This window comes from Kitasatospora sp. NPDC034533 (assembly GCF_055575155.1).
Window position 1 is genome coordinate 236,111 of the sequence record NZ_JBVITE010000003.1, and the last position, 19,336, is coordinate 255,446.

Below are 19,336 nucleotides of genomic sequence, written 5' to 3' on the forward strand. Positions count from 1 at the left end.
CAGATACCGGGAATGCCTGAAAAGCGGCCGGAAAGTACGAAGCTCCCGCGGGGGGAGCCGCGGGAGCTTCGGGGTCGTTCCGGGGGGTGCACGGTCAATTGCCGACCGTTATTTCGGGTCGAGCTGGGCCTGAAAGACGGAGTATTCGAAGTAGGCCGAGCACTCCTTGATCAGTCCGGCGGAATCCAGCTGGAAGACGTTGATCCCGGACCAGTTGACCGGGCGGTCGGAGAGCGTCACCGCCGCGCCGCGCCAGGAGACCGCGACGAAGTCGGCGGTGGCGTGGGCGTCGAGCGGGGTGATGCCCAGGAACGGGCGGAAGTTCGGCAGGATCGAGGCGATCCGGGCCCGGATGGCGGCGCGGCCGGTGATCGGCGGCTGTCCGACCGGGTCGCGGAAGACCGCGTTCACGGCGAAGGCGTCCGCCCAGGCGTCGGCGTCGGCCCGCTGGGAGGCGGCGAAGAACCGGAGCAGCGAGGCCGGCATCGCGGGGAACCCGGCATAGTGGCCGGGCAGTTGGTGGTGGGTGCGGTCCTGGGCGGCGTCGGGCACGGAGGGCGCGGCCGGGACGGAGGGGGCCGCGGCGGCCGGCTGGGCGGCGGACAGCGTGCCGGTCAGTGCTCCGGCGCCCAGCAGCGCGCCGAAACCGAGGGCCTTGCGTCGTCCGACCAGGACCTGTTCTGTCGCACTCATGGGGGGACTCACCTGTCTCTCGCTCGATGGACCGGGAACCACGGGGCCGCCGCTCCCCGGTCGGGTGTCCGCCTGCTGCCGGAATCGGGGCCGGGGGGACCCCGCGGGGGCGTCCGGGCAGGTGGGGGCTCGACCCGGGGGTTCCGGGGAGCGGCGATGGGTGGCCTGCGGCCGGCGGAACCGCCGGTGCCGTGAGGCCCGCTCAAAAGTACGAGCGGTTCCGGTTCCGGACAAGCTTTTCGACGAAGGTGGAAGTTCCGGCGGCGCCCGGGGAGATCACCCCCGGCGCGGGGCCCGGGGTCAGGCCTACTTCTGGCCGGCGATGGCCACGGCGGCGGCGACGACGGCGGCCTTCACGCGGTCCATGGCGTCCTTCTCCTGGCCGACGATCATGCGCCGGACCTGCGGGACGCCCAGCGGCCAGCCCACGAGGCCGGTGAAGATCAGCAGCAGGGTCGGCGCGTCGATGGCGGTGATCTGCTCGGAGGCCGCGGTGCGCACGCTGTTCAGGTCGGCGGCCTTCTGCTGGTAGTGCTCCCGCCGTGACTCCTCGTCGGGGACGGGCCGGTCGCCGTACTCCAGCGCCTCCCACAGCAGCAGGCGGGTCACCTCGGGGTGTTCCTGGTGGTAGGTGAACAGCCGGTCGATGTAGTCGGTGACGTTCACCGTGCCCGCGGCGGTCGGCGGCGGAACGGCGGCCGCCAGCTCGCCCAGGGCCCGCTTGAGGACCGTGGCAAAGAGCGTCTCCTTGTCGCCGAAGTAGAGGTAGATGGCCTGCTTGTTGGCTTGGGCCTCCCGGGCGATCCGGTCCACGCGGGCGCCCGCGACGCCGTACTGGGCGAACTCGGCCAGGGCGGCCTGGTAGATCCGGTTCCGGGTCTGCTCGGAGCGTGAGGTCATGGGCCCATCCTCGGATCTCGGGCGGCGGGGGCGGCGGTCGGGCAGGGGGGATTGATCAGTTTATACCGACCAGCCGGAAAAACCAACCGGTTGAATAAACTATCTGGTTGGTGTAGAAAATTGACCGTGACGCCGTCGGCGGACCGGCTGCCGGATCCGGCAGCGCCCGGTCAGCCGTGCGCCCTGCCACGTCCCGCCACGCCCGGGGGGCCGTCCCTCCCCGGCGATCCCGGGTGCCGCTCAGCCGTTCACCCCTCCGCTCACCCCCATCCTCCGCTCACCCCCATCCGCCTTCCGCATCTCCGTGCGACCAAGGACCTTGTCATGACAGACACTCCGGTTCTCCCCCGCGACGTCGCGGGGCCACCCCGCGCCGCAACCGTCCGCCCGCTGCTGTTCCTGGTGATGGCGGTGTGCAGCGGGGCCACCGTCGCCAACGTCTACCTCGCGCAGCCCCTGCTGAAGCTGTTCAGCGACAGCCTCGGGGTCCCGCACTCCTCGGCGGGCATCGTCGTCACCTGCGCCCAGTTCGGCTACGCGGCCGGCATCCTGCTGCTGGTCCCGATGGGCGACGTCCGGCGCCGGCGGCCGCTGCTCGGGGTGATGCTGAGCGTCACCGTCGTCTTCCTGCTGCTGGCCGCCGCCTCGCCCGGGCTCTGGGTGCTGGCCGCCGCCACCGCCGCGATCGGCGCCGCCACCGTGATCCCGCAGGTGCTGGTGCCGCTGGCCGCCGAACTCGCACCCCCGGAGAAGCGCGGCGCGGTGGTCGCCAACGTCCAGATCGGCCTGATGACCGGCATCGTCGGCTCCCGGGTGATCGGCGGCGCCGTCGGGCAGGCGGCCGGCTGGCGGGCGGTCTACCTGCTGGCCGCCGTGCTGACCGCGGCCACCGGCGCCCTCGCCGTCTACCTGCTGCCCAAGGAGGGCGCGCGCCCGGCGATGAGCTACACCAGCCTGCTGGCCTCGCTGCCCCGGCTGGTGCGCGACGAACCCTCCGTCCGGCACGCCTGTGTGCTGCACGGCGCGCTGTTCGGCGCCTACAGCGCCACCTGGACGACCCTGGTCCTGGTGCTCACGAACGACCACTACGGCTACAGCAGCGCGGTGGCCGGCCTGTTCGGGGTGCTGGGCCTGGCCGGCGCGGTGACGGCGCCCTGGGCCGGGCGCTACATCGACCGCAAGGGCGCCCAGCCGATCATCATCGCCTCCCTGCTGCTCACCCTGGTCTCGGCCGGCGCCTACGCGCTGGGCGGCACGGTGCTGATCGCCCTGATCGTGGCCATCGTGCTGGCCAACATCGGGGTGCAGTGGAGCCAGATCGCCAACCAGGCCCGGATCTTCGCCTACGTCCCCGACGCCCGCAGCCGGGCCAACACCGTCTACATGGTCGCGGTCTTCCTCAGCGGAGCGCTCTCGGCGGCGGTGGCCAGCGCCTGCTTCGGCTCCTACGGCTGGGCCGGGGTCTGCGTGGTCCAGGCGGTCCTCACGGCCATCGGCCTGGCGACCGTACCCCTGATGCGCCGCCACGACCGCCTCAATCCGCTGACTGACTGAACCGGCTCCCCGCCCGCGAGGAGAGCGAAGATGACCCACCCCGTCCGTCCCCTCCCGCCCCTCCCGCGGATGGCCCGCCCCGCCCTCGGCGCCCGGGCGACAGCCGTGACCGAGCCCGCGGCGCCCGACGAACCGGCCTCTCCGCACGACGAGTTGGCCTCGCTCTTCAAGGCGCTCGGCGACCCGATCCGACTGCGGATCGTGGCCATCCTGCTCGGCCGGGAGGCCCACGAGGCCTGCGTCGGGGAACTGCTGGACTTCTTCCACCAGTCGGGGCCGACCATCAGCCACCACCTGAAGATCCTGCTCTACTCCGGCCTGCTGACCCGGCGGCGGGAGGGCACCCGGCTCTACTACCGCCTTCGGGCCGAAGAGTTGCAGAAGGTCGAGCTGCTGCACCCGCGCCACCCCGCGGGCGCCGGCTCCGACACCCCACCAGACCTGTCCGACGGGCCCGCCGCCCGATCGGCAGCCATCACGAAGTGCCCACACAGAAAGGCAAGTTGATGACCCTTCCCGCCATGCCCAAGGCCGTCCTGCAGTTCTTCGAGGCCTCCCAGAAGGCCGACGCCGACAGCTGGGCCGACTCCTTCGCCGAGGACGCGCTCTTCCACGACCCGGTGGGCACCGAGCCGATCAAGGGCCGCGAGGCGATCCGGGCGTTCATCAAGTCCGTCATCCCCAACTTCGACCCCTTCCTCGGCCTGACCCCGCTGGAGGCCCACAACGTCGGTGAGTTCACCGCCGTGTCCTGGCACGGTGCGGCCGTCTCCACCGACGGCAAGCCGGTCAACTGGTCCGGGATCAACGTCTACCAGCTGAACAGCGAAGGGCTGATCCAGGAGGCCAAGGCCTACTTCAACCACGCGATCTTCGCGGCGCAGCTCGCCAAGAACTGAGCGAGCGCGAACCCCTGACGCGGGGCCCGTACGGCACACCCGGTCGTGCCGTACGGGCCCCGCCGCGTTCCGTCCGGCGCGCGGATCGGCCCGCGGACCGGCGCGCCGGACCGTCGCAGCGGTCGCAGGCCCCGGGAGCCGGTCAGAAGTTCCTGGCCGGCAGCACGCCCCAGGAGCCGGTGACGGACCCGGCGACCGCCTCCGGATCGGTCTCGACCGGCGTCGAGTCGGGGATCAGGACCACCACGCTGCCCTGCCGCGCGACGGCCCCGCGCCACCACTCCTCGCCGCCCTCCCGCTCCGGGAAGGAGGCGGGCCGGCCCCGGAAGAGGCTCTTGCGGTAGCGGGAGACCTCCACCTGTTCCCGGCGGCGGCGCAGCGCCCAGCCCTTCCGGTCCGCCGGCTCCCCGGGCAGGCCCACCGGCAGGTGGTGGCCGCACTCCATGTGGTCGAAGCCCTCGAAGGCCAGCAGGTACGGCAGCGGACTGTACGTCTCGCCGACGTGGTCGGTCACGAACGCCGTGAAGCGCGGGATCAGCAGGAGGCCGGCCAGCGCCGCCGCGTCCGGCGCCGTGACGGCGACGGCGTGCGCGTGGAACGGCAGTCCGTCGGGGAGGCTGCGGGAGCTGGTGGTGAGGACGCCGGGGGGCAGGACGCCTCCGGCGTGACGATGAGTATCGGACACGGCATCAGAGAGTAGGGGCTCCGGCGGCCGCGGTGGCCCGATTCGGCCGATCGGTCCCGGAATGGCACATCCGCCCCATCGCACCGAAGAGTTGTTCGCACGACTGGTGCGCGGACGCCGGGAGGCGGCTCCGGCGGGCGGGGACACCACCCGCCGGAGCCGCCTCCCGGCATCCGTCGCTCCGCCGCGGTCAGTGCCCGCGCGCGGCGCCCGAAACCCGGGCGATCCACTCCTCCACCTCGTGGGAGCCGCGCGGCATCGCGGCGGACAGGTTCTCGTAGCCGTCCTCGGTCACCAGCACGTCGTCCTCGATGCGCACGCCGATGCCGCGGAACTCCTCCGGCGCCAGCAGGTCGTCCGCCTTGAAGTACAGGCCCGGCTCGACGGTGACGATCATGCCCGGCTTCAGCTCGCCGTCCATGTAGTCCTCGCGCAGCAGCAGCTGGCAGTCGTGCACGTCCATGCCCAGGTGGTGGGAGGTGCCGTGGACCATCCAGCGGCGGTGCCAGCCGCCGTTCTCCGGGTCGAGGGTCTGCTCCAGGGTGACGCCCTCGGGCAGCAGGCCCCACTCGTACAGGTACCGGGCGATCACCTCGTTCGCGGCGGCGTGGATGTCGCTGAACCGGTTGCCGGGCCGCACCGCCTCCATGCCGGCCCGCTGCGCCGCGTGGACGGCGTCGTAGATCCTGCGCTGGACGTCCGTGAAGCGGCCGCTCACCGGCAGGGTGCGGGTGATGTCGGCGGTGAACAGGGAGTCGATCTCGATCCCCGCGTCGACCAGGATCAGGTCGCCCTCGCGGACCTCGCCGGTGTTCTTCGTCCAGTGGATGGTGTTGGCGTGGTCACCGGCCGCGCAGATCGACTCATAGCCGATCCCGTTGCCCTCGTGCCGCGCGTACAGGCCGAAGACGCCCTCGACCCAGCGCTCGCCGCGGCCCTTGCGGACGGCCTCCGGCAGGGTGGCGATGATCGCCTCGAACCCCTTGTGGGTGGCGGCGATCGCCTTGCGCATCTCGCCCACCTCCCACTCGTCCTTGACGATCCGCATGCCGGACAGCTCGCGGGCCAGCTCCGCGTCGGCCTCCCGCTGCTCCTCGGCGGTGAGGGAACTGCCCGCCCGGGCGCGGACGGTGTCGGCGAGCTCGGCGAGCTCCGCGTCGGCCGAGCGGACCACGCGCAGCCGGGCGGCCGCGTCGCCCTTCGCCAGGTCGGCCTCCAACTCGTCGACGTGGCGGGCGGTGAGGCCGAGCCGCGACTCGACGTCGGCGATGGTGGGGCGGTAGCCGACCCAGAACTCCCCGTACCGGGAGTCGGTGTAGAACTCCTCGGTGTCCCGCGGCGCCGGCGGGCGGAAGTACAGCACGGCCCGGTGCCCGCCCTCGTCCTCGGGCTCCAGCACGAGGACGCTGTCGGGCTCCGCGTCCGAGCCCAGCCCGGACAGGTGGGCGAAGGCGGTGTGCGGGCGGAAGGTGAAGTCGGTGTCGTTGCTGCGCACCTTCAGGCCGCCGGCCGGGAGGACGAGCCGCTCGCCGGGGAACCGCAGGGACAGGGCCGCCCGCCGGCGGGCCGCGTGATCGGCCACCTCGGCGCGGGGCGCGGGGGAGCGGTCGTCGGACGCCCACCCCGAGGCCATGAACTCCCGGAACGCGGTGCTGACGGGGGTGTCCCGGTGGCCGGCCTTGGGCTGATTCTCGCTGGTCATGCCAAATATCCTGTCATATCGAACAATTACGTGGAGCGTGACGGCCGCTCAGGAGCCCTGCGCGGGCCGGTCGTCCCCCGCGGGGGCGGCCTGCTCGCGGCAGCGCACCATGAACGACCGCTCGAAGACGATGACGGTCTCTCCCGTCGACTTGGTGCCCGTCGTCTCCACCGTGACGATCCCCTGGCCCGGCCGGGAGCGGGACAGCCGCTTGCCGAGGATCCGGCTGGTCGCGTAGAGGGTGTCCCCGACGAAGACCGGGTCCTTCAGCCGGACCCTGTCCCAGCCCAGGTTGGCCACCGCCCGCGCCGACAGCGCCTGCACGGTCATCCCGCCGACCAGGCACAGCGTGATGCCGCTGTTGACCAGCACCTTCCCGTACTCGGCGTTGGTGCCGTAGTGGGTGTCGAAGTGGAGCGGGTGCTGGTTCATGGTCAGCAGGGTCAGCCAGGTGTTGTCGGCCTCGGAGAGGGTGCGGCCCGGCCAGTGCCGGATCACCATCCCGGGCTCGAAGTCCTCGTAGTCCCCGCCGTGTTCCTCGACGTACTCGTTGTCGCCGACCCGCCGAAGCGTCATATCGCCACCATCACGTTGTCTGAACTGCTGCTGTTGCCCCGGACGTTGACGATCCCGGCGGTGCCGTCGCCGTAGAACCGGCAGAACAGCCCGGCGGGGCGGCCGCCGAACACCAGCGGGCCCAGCACCGGGGCGACGTCGACGTCCTGCGGCTCGTCGGAGCCGTCCACGACCAGCGACACCTTGCAGCTCCGGGGCCGTACGAACTGCTGCACGATGCTCGGGCCGTTCGCGAGCGCCTCGCCGACGGCGGACTCCCACGCGGCCTGGTCGACCTCGCGGCCGAGGACCACCTGCTTGCCGCAGTCCCCGAGGGCGGCCTTGAGCACCAGCTGCTCCCGGTTCGCCAGCACGAAGGGGAGCAGGTCGACCTGCCGGCCCTCGCGCTCGGTCCTGCGCTCCGAGAGCACCCGGGTCCACGGCAGGTACCGCTCGACGAGCCGGCGCTCGCCCTCGGTCATCCAGGGCCGCCCCTCCGACAGCAGGCCCATGGTGAGCTTGCTGTGCAGGAAGGTCGACGTCTGGGTGCCCACCAGCACGCAGCCGTTGTCCAGGGCGTCCTGGACGGGGGCGGTGTCGATGCCCGCCTCCAGCCAGTCCGGGACGGTGAAGTTGCGCAGCCCGATCGGCAGGCGCAGGTGCGGCGCGCAGTCCCAGGCCTGGTGGAGGTCCTCCGGCTCGAAGAAGCGCGCGGTCAGGCCGTGGCTGTTGTAGTAGTCGGTCTCCATCTCGAAGTACCGCGGCTCCACCCCGGGCACCCGGGAGCTGCCGACGACGGCCACCCTCGGCGCCAGCGCCAGGTCCGCGGCGAGCGCGCGGAACATCCCGGCGCGGACGGCGAGCGGGTCCGGCGAGCGGTACGGGAGGCGGCCGTCCGGGTCGGCGTGGAGGCCGTTCCACACCGCCAGGCGGCTTCGCGTCTCCACCACGCCGCCGAGCGCGCCGCTGACGTTGAACTCCACGAACTGCGGCCCGTCCGGCCCGATGACCAGGTCCGGGCGGACCACGCTGTCGGCGTACCGCTCCTCGACGAAGGCGTCGTCGATCCACAGCCGGTCCTCTTCGGCGGGCATGCCGTAGGCCGCCAGCCGGTCGGCGTTGGTGCGCCCGGTCTCCAGGGCGGTGCGGCGCAGCAGCTCGACCAGCGCCATGCTGACCCGGAAGACCTCGGCGTAGGACGCGCGCGGGATCGCCATCGGCGCCGCGGGCAGCACCGGCTGGTAGGGCCAGCCGGTGTCCCGGAGCTCATGGCGCAGCAGCTGCCGGATCGTTTCCGCCGGTGCGGCGGGCTTCAGCCGGTGCGTCCCGAACCACGGGTGGCCGTTCGCCCCGCCGAGGTCCTCATACGTGTCCATCCGGCACCCCCTCCCCGAGCGGCGCGGGGGCGGAGGGCTCGCCCGCTCCCCGCCCGGCCGCCCGGTGCTGCTCGAACAGCGCCACCGCGGCGGCGGTGTCCTCGATGGCCATGCCGACCGTGCGCAGGACCGAGGTCCGCCCGGCGACGGTGATCTCGCCGTTCACCACCCGGCCCAGCTCGCACAGGTCCTCGGCGCCGATCAGGCCGCCGGCCAGCGCGGCCCGGACCTCGCCCGCGCCGTCCAGCGCGGCGGTCCGGTCCTCGACGACGGTCACGGCCCCGGCCAGCAGGGCCGGGTCGAGCTCGACGGCGTCCGGGTGGGTGCCGCCGATCACGTTCACGTGCGCCCCGGCGGCCACCCAGCCGGCCTCGACCACCGGGGTGGCGTCGTCGGTGGAGGTGGCCGTGCAGATGATCGGCGCGCCGGCCACCGCCTCCCGCGCGCTGTCGTGGACGGTCACCCGGACGGGCCCGGCGGCGGTGGCCCGGACCCAGTCCGCGAGGCGCTCGGCGCCCGCGCGGGTGCGCGAGTGGATCCGGACGGTGCGGACCGGGCGCACCGCCGACACCGCCCGGATCAGCGCGCGGGCCTGCACGCCCGCGCCGATCACCGCGAGGTCGTCGGCGTCCTCGGGGGTGCACCAGCGGGTCGCCAGGGCGGCGACGGCGCCGGTGCGGACGGCGGTGAGCTCGGCGCCGTCCAGCAGGGCGGTGATCCGCCCCGTCTCCAGGTCGGTGAGCGCGACGATCCCGTGGATCAGCGGCAGCCCGCGGCCCGGGTTGTCCGGGGTGAGCGTGGTGACCTTGACGCTGCCCACCCCGCGCCGCTCCCAGACGGCGGGGCTGACCAGCAGGACGCGCTGGTCGCCGTGCTCGACGACGGTCCGGGCGGGGGAGGTGGTCCGGCCGGCGGCCAGGTCCACGAACATCTCGCCGAGCGCGTCGATCACGCGGGTCATCGGCAGCGGGCCGGCCATGTCGGCGGCGCCGACGGTGACGGGTGCGACGGTCATGCCTGGCCGCCCTTCCCGGCGGCGCCGTGGTTCCCCGCGCCGCCGCTCGCGTGGCCGGCGCTCGCGCCGTGGCCGCCCGCGCGGTCACCGCTCGAACCGCCGCCGCCGAACCGGCTCGCCCAGGCGTCCTCGCGGGCGACGGTGTCGCGCGCCCGCCGGGCGAACGGCGGCCCGACCATGTTGCCGTCCACGACGGCGATCCCGCCGTCGGCCGCGGCCACGGCCTCCGTCACCCGGCGCGCCAGCGCCAGTTCGTCGGGCCGGGCCCGCAACACCCGGTTGATCACGTCGAGTTCGCGCGGATGGACCGTCGCCTTGCCGTGGAAGCCGAGCGCCCGCACCCGGGTGGTCTCCTCGGTGAGCACGTCCGGTTCGGCGAGCCGGTAGTTGGCGGTGTCGACGCAGGCCGTCCCGAACCGGGCGCAGGCCAGTGCCATCGCCTGGCGGGCCGCCAGCATCGCCTCCCAGCTGATGTCCACCCCGATCGTGGCGGCGAGGTCGGCCGAGCCGAACACCAGGCCGTCCGCGGCGCGCGCGATGGAGTCGATCCGGCTGACCGACTCGACCGTCTCCACCGTCACGTAGACCTCGGAGTGGACGCCGGCCGAGGCCAGCATCCGGCGCAGCAGGTCGACCTCCTCCGCCGAGGTCACCATCGTCATCAGCACGATGCCGGGCTTCACCGGGCTGTCCGCCAGCATCAGGACGTCCCGCACCGCGTCGAGGCCGCCGAGCTCGTTGACGCGCACGGCGACGTTCGCCGGCCGCGGCGCCTTCTCCAGCGCGGCCCGGCAGACCTCGCGGGCGGCCGGCTTGGCGGCGGGCGGGACGGAGTCCTCCAGGTCGATCAGGTGGACGTCGGCGTCGTACGACCACGCCTTGACCACCCGCTCCAGCGACAGGGCCGGGGTGTACAGGATGCTGCGTGGTACCGCCCGGGCCACGCCGGTCACTTGGCCACCGGCCGCGGCCCGGCCCCCGCCGGGAGCGCGCCGGCCTGGATCAGCGCGGCGGCCAGCCGCCGGATCTGGTCCTCGGTCTGGCCGGCCCGCAGCATCACGCGCAGTCCTGCGGTGCCGCGGGCGACGATCGGGAAGAACACCGGCGAGGTGTAGAACCCGGCGGCGAAGACCTTCTTGGCGGCCTCGACGACCGTCTCGTCGGTCATCGGCACGACGCGGATCGGGAAGGTGGCCTCGGCCTGCTCGGTGTTGACCAGCGAGTCGAACAGCGCGATGTTGGCGCGCAGCTTCGCCTGGAGCTGGTCCAGCTCCTCGGTGCGGTGGATCTCGGCCGAGGCCATCGCCGCGCCGACCGCGGCGGCGTTCATCTTCTGCGAGTAGCCCAGCGGGCCGGCGAAGCGCTCGATGAGGCGCCGGGTGTCCTCGGAGTAGCCGTCGAGCAGGATCGCCGTGCCGCCGGCGCCGAAGCCCTTGGTGAGGGTCGCCACGGTGATGGTCCGCTCGTCCAGGATCGGGGCGTGCGAGCGGACGTAGCCGATGCCGCGCTCTCCGTATGCGGACAGCGAGTGCGAGTCGTCGTAGTAGACCAGGAGGTTGTACTTCTCCTGGAGTTCGGCCAGCTCCTTGACGGGCGCGTAGCCGCCGAGGCTGTCCGAGCCGTCGACCACGTAGCAGACGCGCTCGTAGGTGCGGCACTTGTCCTCGAGGAAGTCGAGGTCGTGGTGCCTGCTGGTCACCACCTCGGTCTCGTCGGCACAGGCCGGCTTGGCGTTGCCCATCGAGACGTGGGCGTTCTTGTCGAAGACCATCAGCGGCCGGGTGCCGTTGCCGAGGTGGCCCGAGGCGATCAGCGGGAGCAGGCCGGTGCTGGCCGCGGCGGTGGACAGCGCGCTGATCACCATCGCGCCGAACAGCTCGCCGAGCGACTCCTCCAGCTCCAGCAGGACCGAGGTCTGGACGCGGGTGCGCGGGATGCAGTGGTCCAGCACGCCGAAGCGGCGCAGCGACTCGACCGCGCCGTCGATGACCTTGGGGTGGGTGTCCAGGTCCAGGTAGGAGCAGACCGTGAAGTTCACGAACTCGTGGCCGTCGGCCATCGTGAAGACGCCGTCCTTGAGGTCGCCGACGACGCCGGCGACCCCGTTCTCGTAGGACGTGTTCCAGAAGGCGTTGCCGATGCCGATGAGCTTGTCGTTGTTGCGGTACAGGTGGGCGGGGGTGATGGACTTGCGGTCGCTCATCAGGAGTTCACCTCGGTGGGCTTGTAGCTGTAGACGCCCTTGAGCCTCCGGTAGGCGTACGTGTACAGGGCGACGCCCAGCACGTGCGGCCTGCGGAGGATCTTCTTGGACTTGAGCCAGAAATTGACGTTGATGTTCATGTCGTCCAGCGACTCCGCCTGGTGCCACCAGCCGAGCGGCAGGTAGAGCATGTGGCCGGGTTCGAGGACGAAGTCGCGGCGCTGGGCGAGCTTGGCCGCCAGCTTCGGGTAGCGCTTCAGGTCGACGTCGTCGAGGTCGAACACCCGGGACTTGTCGCCGTACCCGCGCAGGATCGAGCGCGGGTAGTAGTCCCGGACGCCGGGGGGAGCGATGATGAAGCGCTTGCGGCCTTCGAGCGCGATGTTGAAGTTCTCGAACTCGTCGAAGTGGTTCTTGGTGAAGACGCCCTGGTGGCTGATCCACAGGTTGGCCGCGTACAGGGCGTCGCCGTAGCCGAAGAGCTCCTCGGCGTCGAAGCCGATGACGGCGTTCACGTCGGCCGGGCTGCTGCGGATGTTGGACACCACCCGGTGCCAGGTGCCCGAGTTGGTGAGGTGGCGCTCGTCCGCGAAGAACTCGCGGAGCTTGATGTCGCGGGTCTCCCAGCGGCCCGGGTGGTTCTTGTCGCCGGGCTCGCTGAACAGGGTGACGGTCATCTCGGCCAGCCGGGCGGCCACCTCGTCGCGGCCGAGCCCCTGCACGCTGTCCGGGAGCTTGATCACCACGGGACGGTCGGCCTTGTACAGCCCCTCGGGGCCGACGGCCATGAACTGGTCGAACGTCAGGCGGGTGACTTCCACCCCCGCCGTCCGGTCCGGCCCGGACGCGGTCTCCGGTACTGCCATGTCGCTTTCTCCGCCCTTCTTCTCGAAGTCGTCAGATGCCACGTCAGACGCGGGTCGCACGGCTGCTCAGCTCCGCCACCACGTCCACGATCAGGTCCTCCTGGCCGGCGATGGCCTGCCGCCGGCCGAGCTCGAAGAAGACGTCGCGCGGGTCCACCCCGGCGGCCGCGGAGAGTTCGACGACCCGGTGCTTGAACCCGGAGAACACTCCCGCGAGGCCGCTGACGATGCTCATCGAGGCCGTCACCGGCGGCGCCGGCATGAGTTCGCGCTCGGCGAGGTCGGCGGCGTCGAGCAGCGCGTACAGGTCGATCCCGGTGGCGTACCCGCTGCGCTCCAGCACCGGTACCAGCACTTCGAGTTGGGTGTTGCCCGCGCCCGCGCCGAAGCCCCGGGCGCAGCCGTCGAGGATCAGCGCGCCGGCGTCGGCGGCGGCCACCGAGTTGGCCACGGCCATCCCGAGGTTGTTGTGCCCGTGGAAGATCACCGGGACGCCGTCGACCGCCTCGACGATCGCGGAGATCCGCGCGGTGACGTCCGCCGGGAGGAAGTGCCCCGCGGAGTCCATGATCCCCACGGCCTGCGCCCCGTAGCCGACGGCCCGCGCGGCCTGCTCGGCCAGTTCGGCGGACGTGGCCATATGGCTCATCATCAGGACGCAGTGGCCCTCGGCGCCGGCGTCCCGCAGGAAGCCCAGGTGGCGCTCGGCCAGGGACGTCTCGGTGGCGTGCACGCCGATGCGCACGACGTCGACCCCGTGGGCGATCGCCCGCCGCAGGTCCTCGGAGGTGCCCCAGCCGGGCAGCATGAAGACGCCCATCCGGCTGTCGCGCAGCGCCTCGCGGACGGTCGACAGCATCTCGTCGTCGCTCACCGCGGCCTTCCCGACCTGGAGCGAGGAGGCGCCCAGCCCGTTGCCGTGGCCGACCTCCACCACCGGTATCCGCGCGGCGTCGGCCGCCTCGGCGTAGCGCCTCAGCGCCGTGACGCCGAGCCGGTGGCGGACGGCGTGCTGGCCGTCCCGCAGCGTCGGGTCGTGGATCAGCAGCTGCTTCACGAGGCCACCCCCGTCCGGGCCGCCCGGTCGGGCCGGGCCGCGTACTGCTCGGCGACCATGACGGCGGCGGAGTTGATGATGTCGAGGTTCCCGGCGTACGGCGGCAGCACGTCGCTGTGCGCCGTCACCTCGACGGTGATCGTCACGAGGTCCGAGGCCGCCGTGCAGGCGATGACCCGGTAGCCGGGGGCGAACGAGCGCACCTGCTCGGCCACCCGGTCGACCACCGCGCGCACCGCCGCCGGGTCGGCGTCGGCGATGCGGGCGTGGACGGCCGTGCGGAAGGTCGCCGGGGGCACCGCCGGGCTGATGTTGAGGATCGCCTTGACGTCGGCGACACCGGAGAACGCCGTGACGGCGTGACCGGTGGTCGCCACGTACTCGTCCAGGTTCATCCTGGTCGCGCGGCCCGCGACCTCGCTGGCCACGGTCGAGACGACCTCGAAGTACGTCACCGGGAAGCTCGCGGCGAGCGCGTGCACGACCGGGACGGACGCCTGGCCACCGCAGCTGATCAGGTTGACGTTGCGCCCGGTGGTGGACGCGCCGGTCACGGTGGGCGCCACCATCTGCCCCACCTTGCTGGGCGTCAGGTCGATCACCAGCGTCCCGAGCGGTTCGAGCAGCCGCCAGTGCTCCCGGTGGGCCGCCGCGCTGGTGGCGTCGAAGACGACGTCGAACGGGCGCGGGGCGGCCAGCAGGGCCTCGATGCCGCCGGCGGTGGTGGGGTAGCCGAGGCCCTCGGCGTACCGCAGGCCGGCCGACTCCGGATTGCGTCCGGCGACCAGCAGGCACTCCAGCGCGGGGGACCGGTCGATCTTGCTCACCAGGTCCCGGCCGATCGCCCCGGTCCCGATGACGGCGACGGTCACCGGCTCGGCGATCCGTGGCCGGGGGCTGCGCACAGCCGCCGCGGCACTCAAGGTCTGCCCCCGTGGGTCCCGGGGCGGCAGCTTGGCTGATGGTGCGTGAGGCGACGGCGAGTGGTGCCGGCATGCCTCGTCGCATCCGGTTCGCAGGTACCCATTGAACGTTGCCCTCATCCTTCGATGTGCGCGGCTGCTCCGCGGCAGCCCTGACTGCAGACACTCAGGAGACTCTCCGGGACGTGGTCGATCCCGGATCGTGTGTCGACATGGTTCGTTCACGCAGCCTCCGGCGCGGCCGACGGCAGACACCGCCGGTGGACCACCGGGAGGCGAAGCGTGAGGAAGTCGATGCGTGGACGTGTGATTGTCGTGCGTGCGTTTCGAGAACGCGGAAACCCAGGACCCCGCGACCGCCGGTCGTCGCGCTGGATCGATCGCGCCCGCGGCGCGGCCCAGCGGTCCTGACGTGGTGGTGAAGCCCGCTCCCCGGCATGCCCTCCCATGCATGCCCGTCGGCTGCTACCGATTCAGGCCCAGCGGCGGCGAACATATCAGAAGACGGCAGCTCACGGACCTCTTCGGCGGCAGGGAATTTGATCTTCTTCGGACACGTCCGGCCGGTTCGCCCGACCCGGCCGATCTTTCTCTCGACGCTTTCGCGGACGCCGACTATTGTCGGTTTCCGCATGCTCCTGACCACACGGGTCTCGCCGGACGGCGACGCCTTGATGGGGCGTCAATGACGGAGCGGCACCTTTCGGAGGGGAACCCATGGACTGTCGGCTCTACTGCCGCGCGCTGTCATGAGCGCATCGACATTGGAGGAGGCCGGCTCGCGACCGCTGCGCCTGGGCAGTGACTTCTCACGGCTCTGGTGGTCCGCCGCGGTCTCCTCGCTCGGTGACGGCGCCACGATCGCCGCCAGCCCCCTGCTGGCGGCCCGGCTGACCGACGACCCCCGCCTGATCGGCGCGGCGTCGGTCTGCTTCACCGCGCCGTTCGTGCTGTTCGGCATCCCGGCGGGCCTGCTGGCCGACCGCGTCGACATCCGGAAGATGATGGTGCGCGTCGACGTCGTCCGGGCCGCCCTGCTCGCGACGCTCACCGCCGGGATCCTCGGCGGCTGGGGAGGACTGCCCCTGCTCTACGGGTGCATGTTCCTGCTCGGCACCGGCGAGGTCCTCAGCCGCAACGCCGCCCAGGTGCTCGTCCCGTTCATCACCCCCAAGGCCGGGCTCTCCGTCGCCAACGCCCGCATCATGGGCGCGCAGGAGGCGGGCACCGGTTTCATCGGCCCGCTCCTCGGCGCGCTGATCTTCGGCGTGGCGGTGGCCCTGCCCTTCGGCGTGGACGCGGCCACCTTCCTGTGCTCCGCCGTCCTGGTCAGCCGGATCCGCCACACCCGGCCGGTCGAACGCGGAGCGGACCGGGCCGGCGTGATGTCGGAGATGATGGCCGGCGCCAAGTGGCTGTTCTCGCACCGGCTGCTGCGCAGCCTCGCCCTGGTGTCCTGCTTCATCAACCTCGCCGGCAACGCGATGCTCGCCGTGCTGGTGGTGTACAGCGGCAAGGAGCTCCACCTGGGCGCGTTCGGGTACGGCGTGCTGCTCGCCTGCCAGGCCGTCGGAGCCGTCCTGGCCTCGCGGTTCGCCCCCGCGCTGTCGGAGCGCCTCGGCCGGGAGGGGGCGCTGGTCGCCACCGCCGTCCTGATCACCGTGAGCGAGACGGTGCTGGCCACCGTGCCCTCGGTGTACGCGGCCGGCGCGGCCCTCACCATCTTCGCCTGCGGGACGGTGACGTGGAACGTCGTCGTGGTCGTCCTGCGGCAGACCCTGGTGCCGCAGCACCTGCTCGGGCGGGCCAACAGCGTGTACCGGCTGGTCTCCTGGGGCGGGCTGCCCCTCGGCGCGGCGGCGGGCGGCCTCCTCGCCGCCGAGATCGGCACCCGCGCCGTGTTCGGCGTCGGCGCCGCCGCCATGGCGCTCGTCGCGGTGGCGCTCCTCGCGGGCGCCCGCCGGCACTGGATCAGCCGCGCCGAGCAGGCCGCGTCGGCCACCGGGGCGAGCTGAGCGCTCCGGTCCTCCCCGTACCACCCTCCAGCGAGACAGGAACACGCGATGACGACCACGAGCCCGCCCAGTCCGCCCAGCCGGCCGAGCCCGCCGAGGTCCCGGCTGAGCCACGCGTACGGGGAGCAGCTCGCGGCGCGGTACGCGTCGGCGGCCGGCGGGGCGGCAGGTGGCCGCCAGGGGGGCAGCCATCCCACGGCCGCCGCCCGGGCGTCGGCCACCCTCACACTGGCGTACCAGGACCGCTTCCTGGACGGCCCCGCCTTCCTCGGCGAGACCGAGCGTCGCACGGTCGTCGAGGACCTCCACACCGTCTACGGGCTGCTGCGCTCGCTGCCGGAGCGGCTGTTCGGCGGCAGCATCGGCGAGTTGGCGGCGGCGGTCGGCCTCGACGCCCGGCAGTCGGCGCTGATCACCCGCAGCGCCCGGACCGGGACGCTCCACCCGCTGGGGCGGGCCGACCTCTACCACGACGGCACGGGGTTCAAGCTCCTGGAGTTCAACCTCACCAGCGCGCTCGGCGGATTCGAGAACGCCGACATCAACCGGGCGATGCTGGAGTACCCGCCGCTGGCGGAGTTCGTCGGGCGGCACGGGCTGCGCTACCAGGACACCCTGGGCCACATGGTGCGGACCATGCGGGCCGAGTGCGCCGCGCACATCCCCACCGACCGGGCACCGGTCGTCGCCGTGGTGGACACGGTGGACAACTTCGCCGTCGTGGGCCCCCGGCTGGGGGTGCTCGCCGCGAAGCTCGCCGACCACGGAGTCGAGGGGATCGCCTGCGACCTCGGCGAGTTCAGCTACCCCGACGGCCGCCCGACGGTCGCCGGCCGGGCCGTCGACGTGGTCTTCCGCTACTTCCTGCCCGAGGACCTCACCGACCCCGCCTCGGCGGCCCAGCTGGAGCCGCTGCTGACCGCGGTCGAGCAGGGCAAGGCGGGCCTGTTCAGCCGGCTGGACGCGGAGCTGTACGGCAACAAGGGCACCCTGGCGATGCTCTCCGACGAGCGGCACCGCGACCTCTTCGACGCCTCCGAACTGGCCTGCGTCGACCGGCTGTTGCCGTGGACCCGCTACGTCCGCCCGCACGCCACCGACCCCGGCGGCACCCGGGTCGACCTGCTCGCCCACGCCGTGGCCCACCGGGAGGAGCTGATCCTCAAGCCGACCCTGCTGCACGGAGGCCACGGCATCACCCCGGGCTGGGAGACGGACCCGGCGGAGTGGGAGCACCAGGTCGCCTCGGCGATGAACGGCCCCTACGTCCTCCAGCACCGGGTCCGCCCCGCCGCCGAGCCCTTCCCCGACGGCGCAGGCGGCGTGCGGGACCTCTACCTCAACTGGGGCCTCTACCTCGGCGCCCGCACCGCCGCCGACGACGGCTACGCCGGCGGCTTCGTCCGGGCCAGCGCCGACCCGTCCGTCGGCGTGGTCAGCATGGGCAGCGGCGCCCTGGTCGGCTGCGTCTTCCACGGCGGCGAATGAACCCGCCCCGGTCGGGCGGCCCGTTCACGCGGGACGGCGACCCGGCCGCCGCTCCCCGGTCGACGGGGGCGGCGCCGAGCCTGCCCGACTTCCGCTGCCCGCAGGTCAGTTGCCGCCGAGGACAGCCGCCACAGTCACCGGCGCGCGGTCGGACCAGCGCTCGATGCGGGTGGCGAGGGCCGGGAGCAACGCCCGCGAGCGCGGGGCCGATCGGGTGGCCCAGCCGCTCGTAGTACCCGACCAGGAGCAACCGCCGCGAGTGCGGGGCCGACCGCGTCCGCCAACGCCCGTCGGTGGTCGCCGAGGAACAACCCCCACGAGCGCGGGGATGGCGCCCTGCTGCGGGCGCACGGCCCCGCCTCCCCGGAGCCGATCACGCGGCGGTCGGCTCCGGGGAGGCGGGTCGGCTGACCTGGGGCGGGACGTCGAGGTCTCGTGCCGCGCGGGCGGGATCGACGGACCGGAGCCGGCGCGGAGCATGTCGAGGGCCGGGGCATCCCGGCCTCGGCTCAGGGTTCCAGGGCGTACGCCACCGTGACCGGCGCGTGGTCGGACCACCGCTCGGTGTGGGTGGCGGCGCGTTCGACGCGGGCGTCGGTGGCGCGGGTGGCGAGGGTCGGGGTGGCGACCTGGAGGTCGATGCGCCAGCCGGAGTCGTTGTCGAAGGCGCGGCCGCGGTAGGACCACCAGGAGTAGGGGCCGGTGCGGTCGGGGTGGAGGGCGCGGACGACGTCGACGTAGCCGGCCTCGTCGTAGACCCGGGAGAGCCAGGCGCGCTCCTCGGGGAGGAAGCCGGCGGACTTCTGGTTGGCCTTCCAGTTCTTGAGGTCCTCGGGGCGGTGGGCGATGTTCCAGTCGCCGCAGACCACGACCTCGCGGCCGTCGGCCTCGGCGCGGGCGCGCAGGGCGGTGAGGTGGACGAGGAATTCCGCCATGAAGCGTTCCTTCTCGTCCTGGCGCTCGGTGCCCACCTCGCCGGAGGGGAGGTAGAGGCTGGCGACGGTCAGCCCCGGAAGGTCGATTTCGACGTACCTGCCCGAATTGTCGAATTCCTCCGACCCGAAGCCGATCGCGGTGCGCTGCGGCTCCTCGCGGGAGAGGACGGCGACGCCGGCCCGGCCCTTGGCGGCGGCCGGAGCCCAGACGGCGTGCCAGCCGTCCAGGTCGCGCAGTTCGACGGGGAGTTGCTCGGGTTCGGAGCGCACCTCCTGGAGGCAGACCACGTCCGCCTCGGTACCGGCCAGCCACTCGACGAAGCCCTTTCTGGCCGCCGCCCGGATTCCGTTCACGTTCACACTCGTCACCACGATCACCCGGGCAGCCTACCGACTGGCCGTACCCGACCCGAATCGTGACGCGCGGCGGAAGGCCGCCCGGGGCCGGATGGTGGCAGTGGCGGACAGGA

Annotated in this window: 18 protein-coding genes; 5 read left to right on the forward strand and 13 right to left on the reverse strand. The window is 72.8% G+C overall.

Going from position 1 to position 19,336, the window contains the following annotated elements; translation table 11 throughout:
• Window positions 1–108: 108 nt before the first annotated feature.
• The gene (locus ACZ55U_RS03980; RefSeq protein WP_465522133.1) at window positions 109–693 is read right to left on the reverse strand and encodes a nuclear transport factor 2 family protein; all 585 of its coding nucleotides are present in this window, start codon (window positions 691–693) and stop codon (window positions 109–111) included.
• 306 nt (window positions 694–999) lie between these two features.
• Window positions 1,000–1,593 carry a TetR/AcrR family transcriptional regulator gene (locus ACZ55U_RS03985; protein ID WP_465522135.1) on the reverse strand — a complete coding sequence of 198 codons (594 nt, stop codon included), beginning with the start codon at window positions 1,591–1,593 and terminating at the stop codon, window positions 1,000–1,002.
• A gap of 324 nt (window positions 1,594–1,917) precedes the next feature.
• On the opposite strand from ACZ55U_RS03985, the gene ACZ55U_RS03990 reads away from it, so the two are divergent.
• The 3 genes from ACZ55U_RS03990 to ACZ55U_RS04000 are packed head-to-tail and all read left to right on the forward strand — an operon-like array spanning window position 1,918 to window position 4,046.
• Window positions 1,918–3,147, forward strand: a complete 1,230-nt coding sequence (locus tag ACZ55U_RS03990; RefSeq protein WP_465522137.1) for an MFS transporter — start codon at window positions 1,918–1,920, stop codon at window positions 3,145–3,147.
• 30 nt (window positions 3,148–3,177) lie between these two features.
• Complete coding sequence (locus ACZ55U_RS03995) at window positions 3,178–3,654, forward strand: ArsR/SmtB family transcription factor (protein ID WP_465522139.1); 477 nt, start codon at window positions 3,178–3,180, stop codon at window positions 3,652–3,654.
• Window positions 3,655–3,668: 14 nt separating this feature from the next.
• Complete coding sequence (locus ACZ55U_RS04000) at window positions 3,669–4,046, forward strand: nuclear transport factor 2 family protein (RefSeq protein WP_465522141.1); 378 nt, start codon at window positions 3,669–3,671, stop codon at window positions 4,044–4,046.
• Between the two features lie 142 nt (window positions 4,047–4,188).
• Here the strand turns inward: ACZ55U_RS04000 and ACZ55U_RS04005 are convergent, their stop codons facing one another.
• From ACZ55U_RS04005 to ACZ55U_RS04050, 10 genes are all read right to left on the reverse strand, one after another.
• Window positions 4,189–4,731 (reverse strand): hypothetical protein, encoded by a 543-nt coding sequence (locus tag ACZ55U_RS04005; RefSeq protein WP_465522143.1) that lies wholly within the window; start codon window positions 4,729–4,731, stop codon window positions 4,189–4,191.
• A 190-nt stretch (window positions 4,732–4,921) separates the two neighbouring features.
• On the reverse strand, window positions 4,922–6,433 hold the full coding sequence (locus ACZ55U_RS04010) for an aminopeptidase P family protein (protein ID WP_465522145.1): 1,512 nt from the start codon (window positions 6,431–6,433) through the stop codon (window positions 4,922–4,924).
• A 48-nt stretch (window positions 6,434–6,481) separates the two neighbouring features.
• The gene (locus tag ACZ55U_RS04015) at window positions 6,482–7,009 is read right to left on the reverse strand and encodes a MaoC family dehydratase (RefSeq protein WP_465522147.1); all 528 of its coding nucleotides are present in this window, start codon (window positions 7,007–7,009) and stop codon (window positions 6,482–6,484) included.
• The gene (locus tag ACZ55U_RS04020; RefSeq protein ID WP_465522149.1) at window positions 7,006–8,364 is read right to left on the reverse strand and encodes a hypothetical protein; all 1,359 of its coding nucleotides are present in this window, start codon (window positions 8,362–8,364) and stop codon (window positions 7,006–7,008) included. Before ACZ55U_RS04020 ends, ACZ55U_RS04015 begins: the two co-directional genes overlap by 4 nt.
• Window positions 8,351–9,379, reverse strand: a complete 1,029-nt coding sequence (locus ACZ55U_RS04025; RefSeq protein ID WP_465522151.1) for an ornithine cyclodeaminase family protein — start codon at window positions 9,377–9,379, stop codon at window positions 8,351–8,353. Before ACZ55U_RS04025 ends, ACZ55U_RS04020 begins: the two co-directional genes overlap by 14 nt.
• The gene (locus ACZ55U_RS04030) at window positions 9,376–10,332 is read right to left on the reverse strand and encodes an HpcH/HpaI aldolase/citrate lyase family protein (protein WP_465522153.1); all 957 of its coding nucleotides are present in this window, start codon (window positions 10,330–10,332) and stop codon (window positions 9,376–9,378) included. The genes ACZ55U_RS04025 and ACZ55U_RS04030 overlap by 4 nt, the downstream gene beginning before the upstream one ends.
• Window positions 10,329–11,582 (reverse strand): 8-amino-7-oxononanoate synthase family protein, encoded by a 1,254-nt coding sequence (locus tag ACZ55U_RS04035; protein ID WP_465522155.1) that lies wholly within the window; start codon window positions 11,580–11,582, stop codon window positions 10,329–10,331. Before ACZ55U_RS04035 ends, ACZ55U_RS04030 begins: the two co-directional genes overlap by 4 nt.
• Window positions 11,582–12,448 carry a cupin-like domain-containing protein gene (locus ACZ55U_RS04040; protein WP_465522157.1) on the reverse strand — a complete coding sequence of 289 codons (867 nt, stop codon included), beginning with the start codon at window positions 12,446–12,448 and terminating at the stop codon, window positions 11,582–11,584. Before ACZ55U_RS04040 ends, ACZ55U_RS04035 begins: the two co-directional genes overlap by 1 nt.
• 43 nt (window positions 12,449–12,491) lie before the next feature.
• A complete protein-coding gene (gene dmpG / locus ACZ55U_RS04045) occupies window positions 12,492–13,505 on the reverse strand; it encodes a 4-hydroxy-2-oxovalerate aldolase (RefSeq protein WP_465522159.1) in 1,014 nt (337 codons plus the stop codon).
• A complete protein-coding gene (locus ACZ55U_RS04050; protein ID WP_465522161.1) occupies window positions 13,502–14,377 on the reverse strand; it encodes an acetaldehyde dehydrogenase (acetylating) in 876 nt (291 codons plus the stop codon). Before ACZ55U_RS04050 ends, dmpG begins: the two co-directional genes overlap by 4 nt.
• A gap of 800 nt (window positions 14,378–15,177) precedes the next feature.
• Here ACZ55U_RS04050 and ACZ55U_RS04055 point away from each other — a divergent pair.
• Window positions 15,178–16,443, forward strand: a complete 1,266-nt coding sequence (locus ACZ55U_RS04055) for an MFS transporter (RefSeq protein ID WP_465522163.1) — start codon at window positions 15,178–15,180, stop codon at window positions 16,441–16,443.
• Between the two features lie 48 nt (window positions 16,444–16,491).
• The gene (locus tag ACZ55U_RS04060; protein WP_465522165.1) at window positions 16,492–17,931 is read left to right on the forward strand and encodes a hypothetical protein; all 1,440 of its coding nucleotides are present in this window, start codon (window positions 16,492–16,494) and stop codon (window positions 17,929–17,931) included.
• A 509-nt stretch (window positions 17,932–18,440) separates the two neighbouring features.
• Here ACZ55U_RS04060 and ACZ55U_RS04065 read toward each other — a convergent pair.
• Complete coding sequence (locus ACZ55U_RS04065; protein WP_465522167.1) at window positions 18,441–19,244, reverse strand: exodeoxyribonuclease III; 804 nt, start codon at window positions 19,242–19,244, stop codon at window positions 18,441–18,443.
• Window positions 19,245–19,336: the final 92 nt, after the last annotated feature.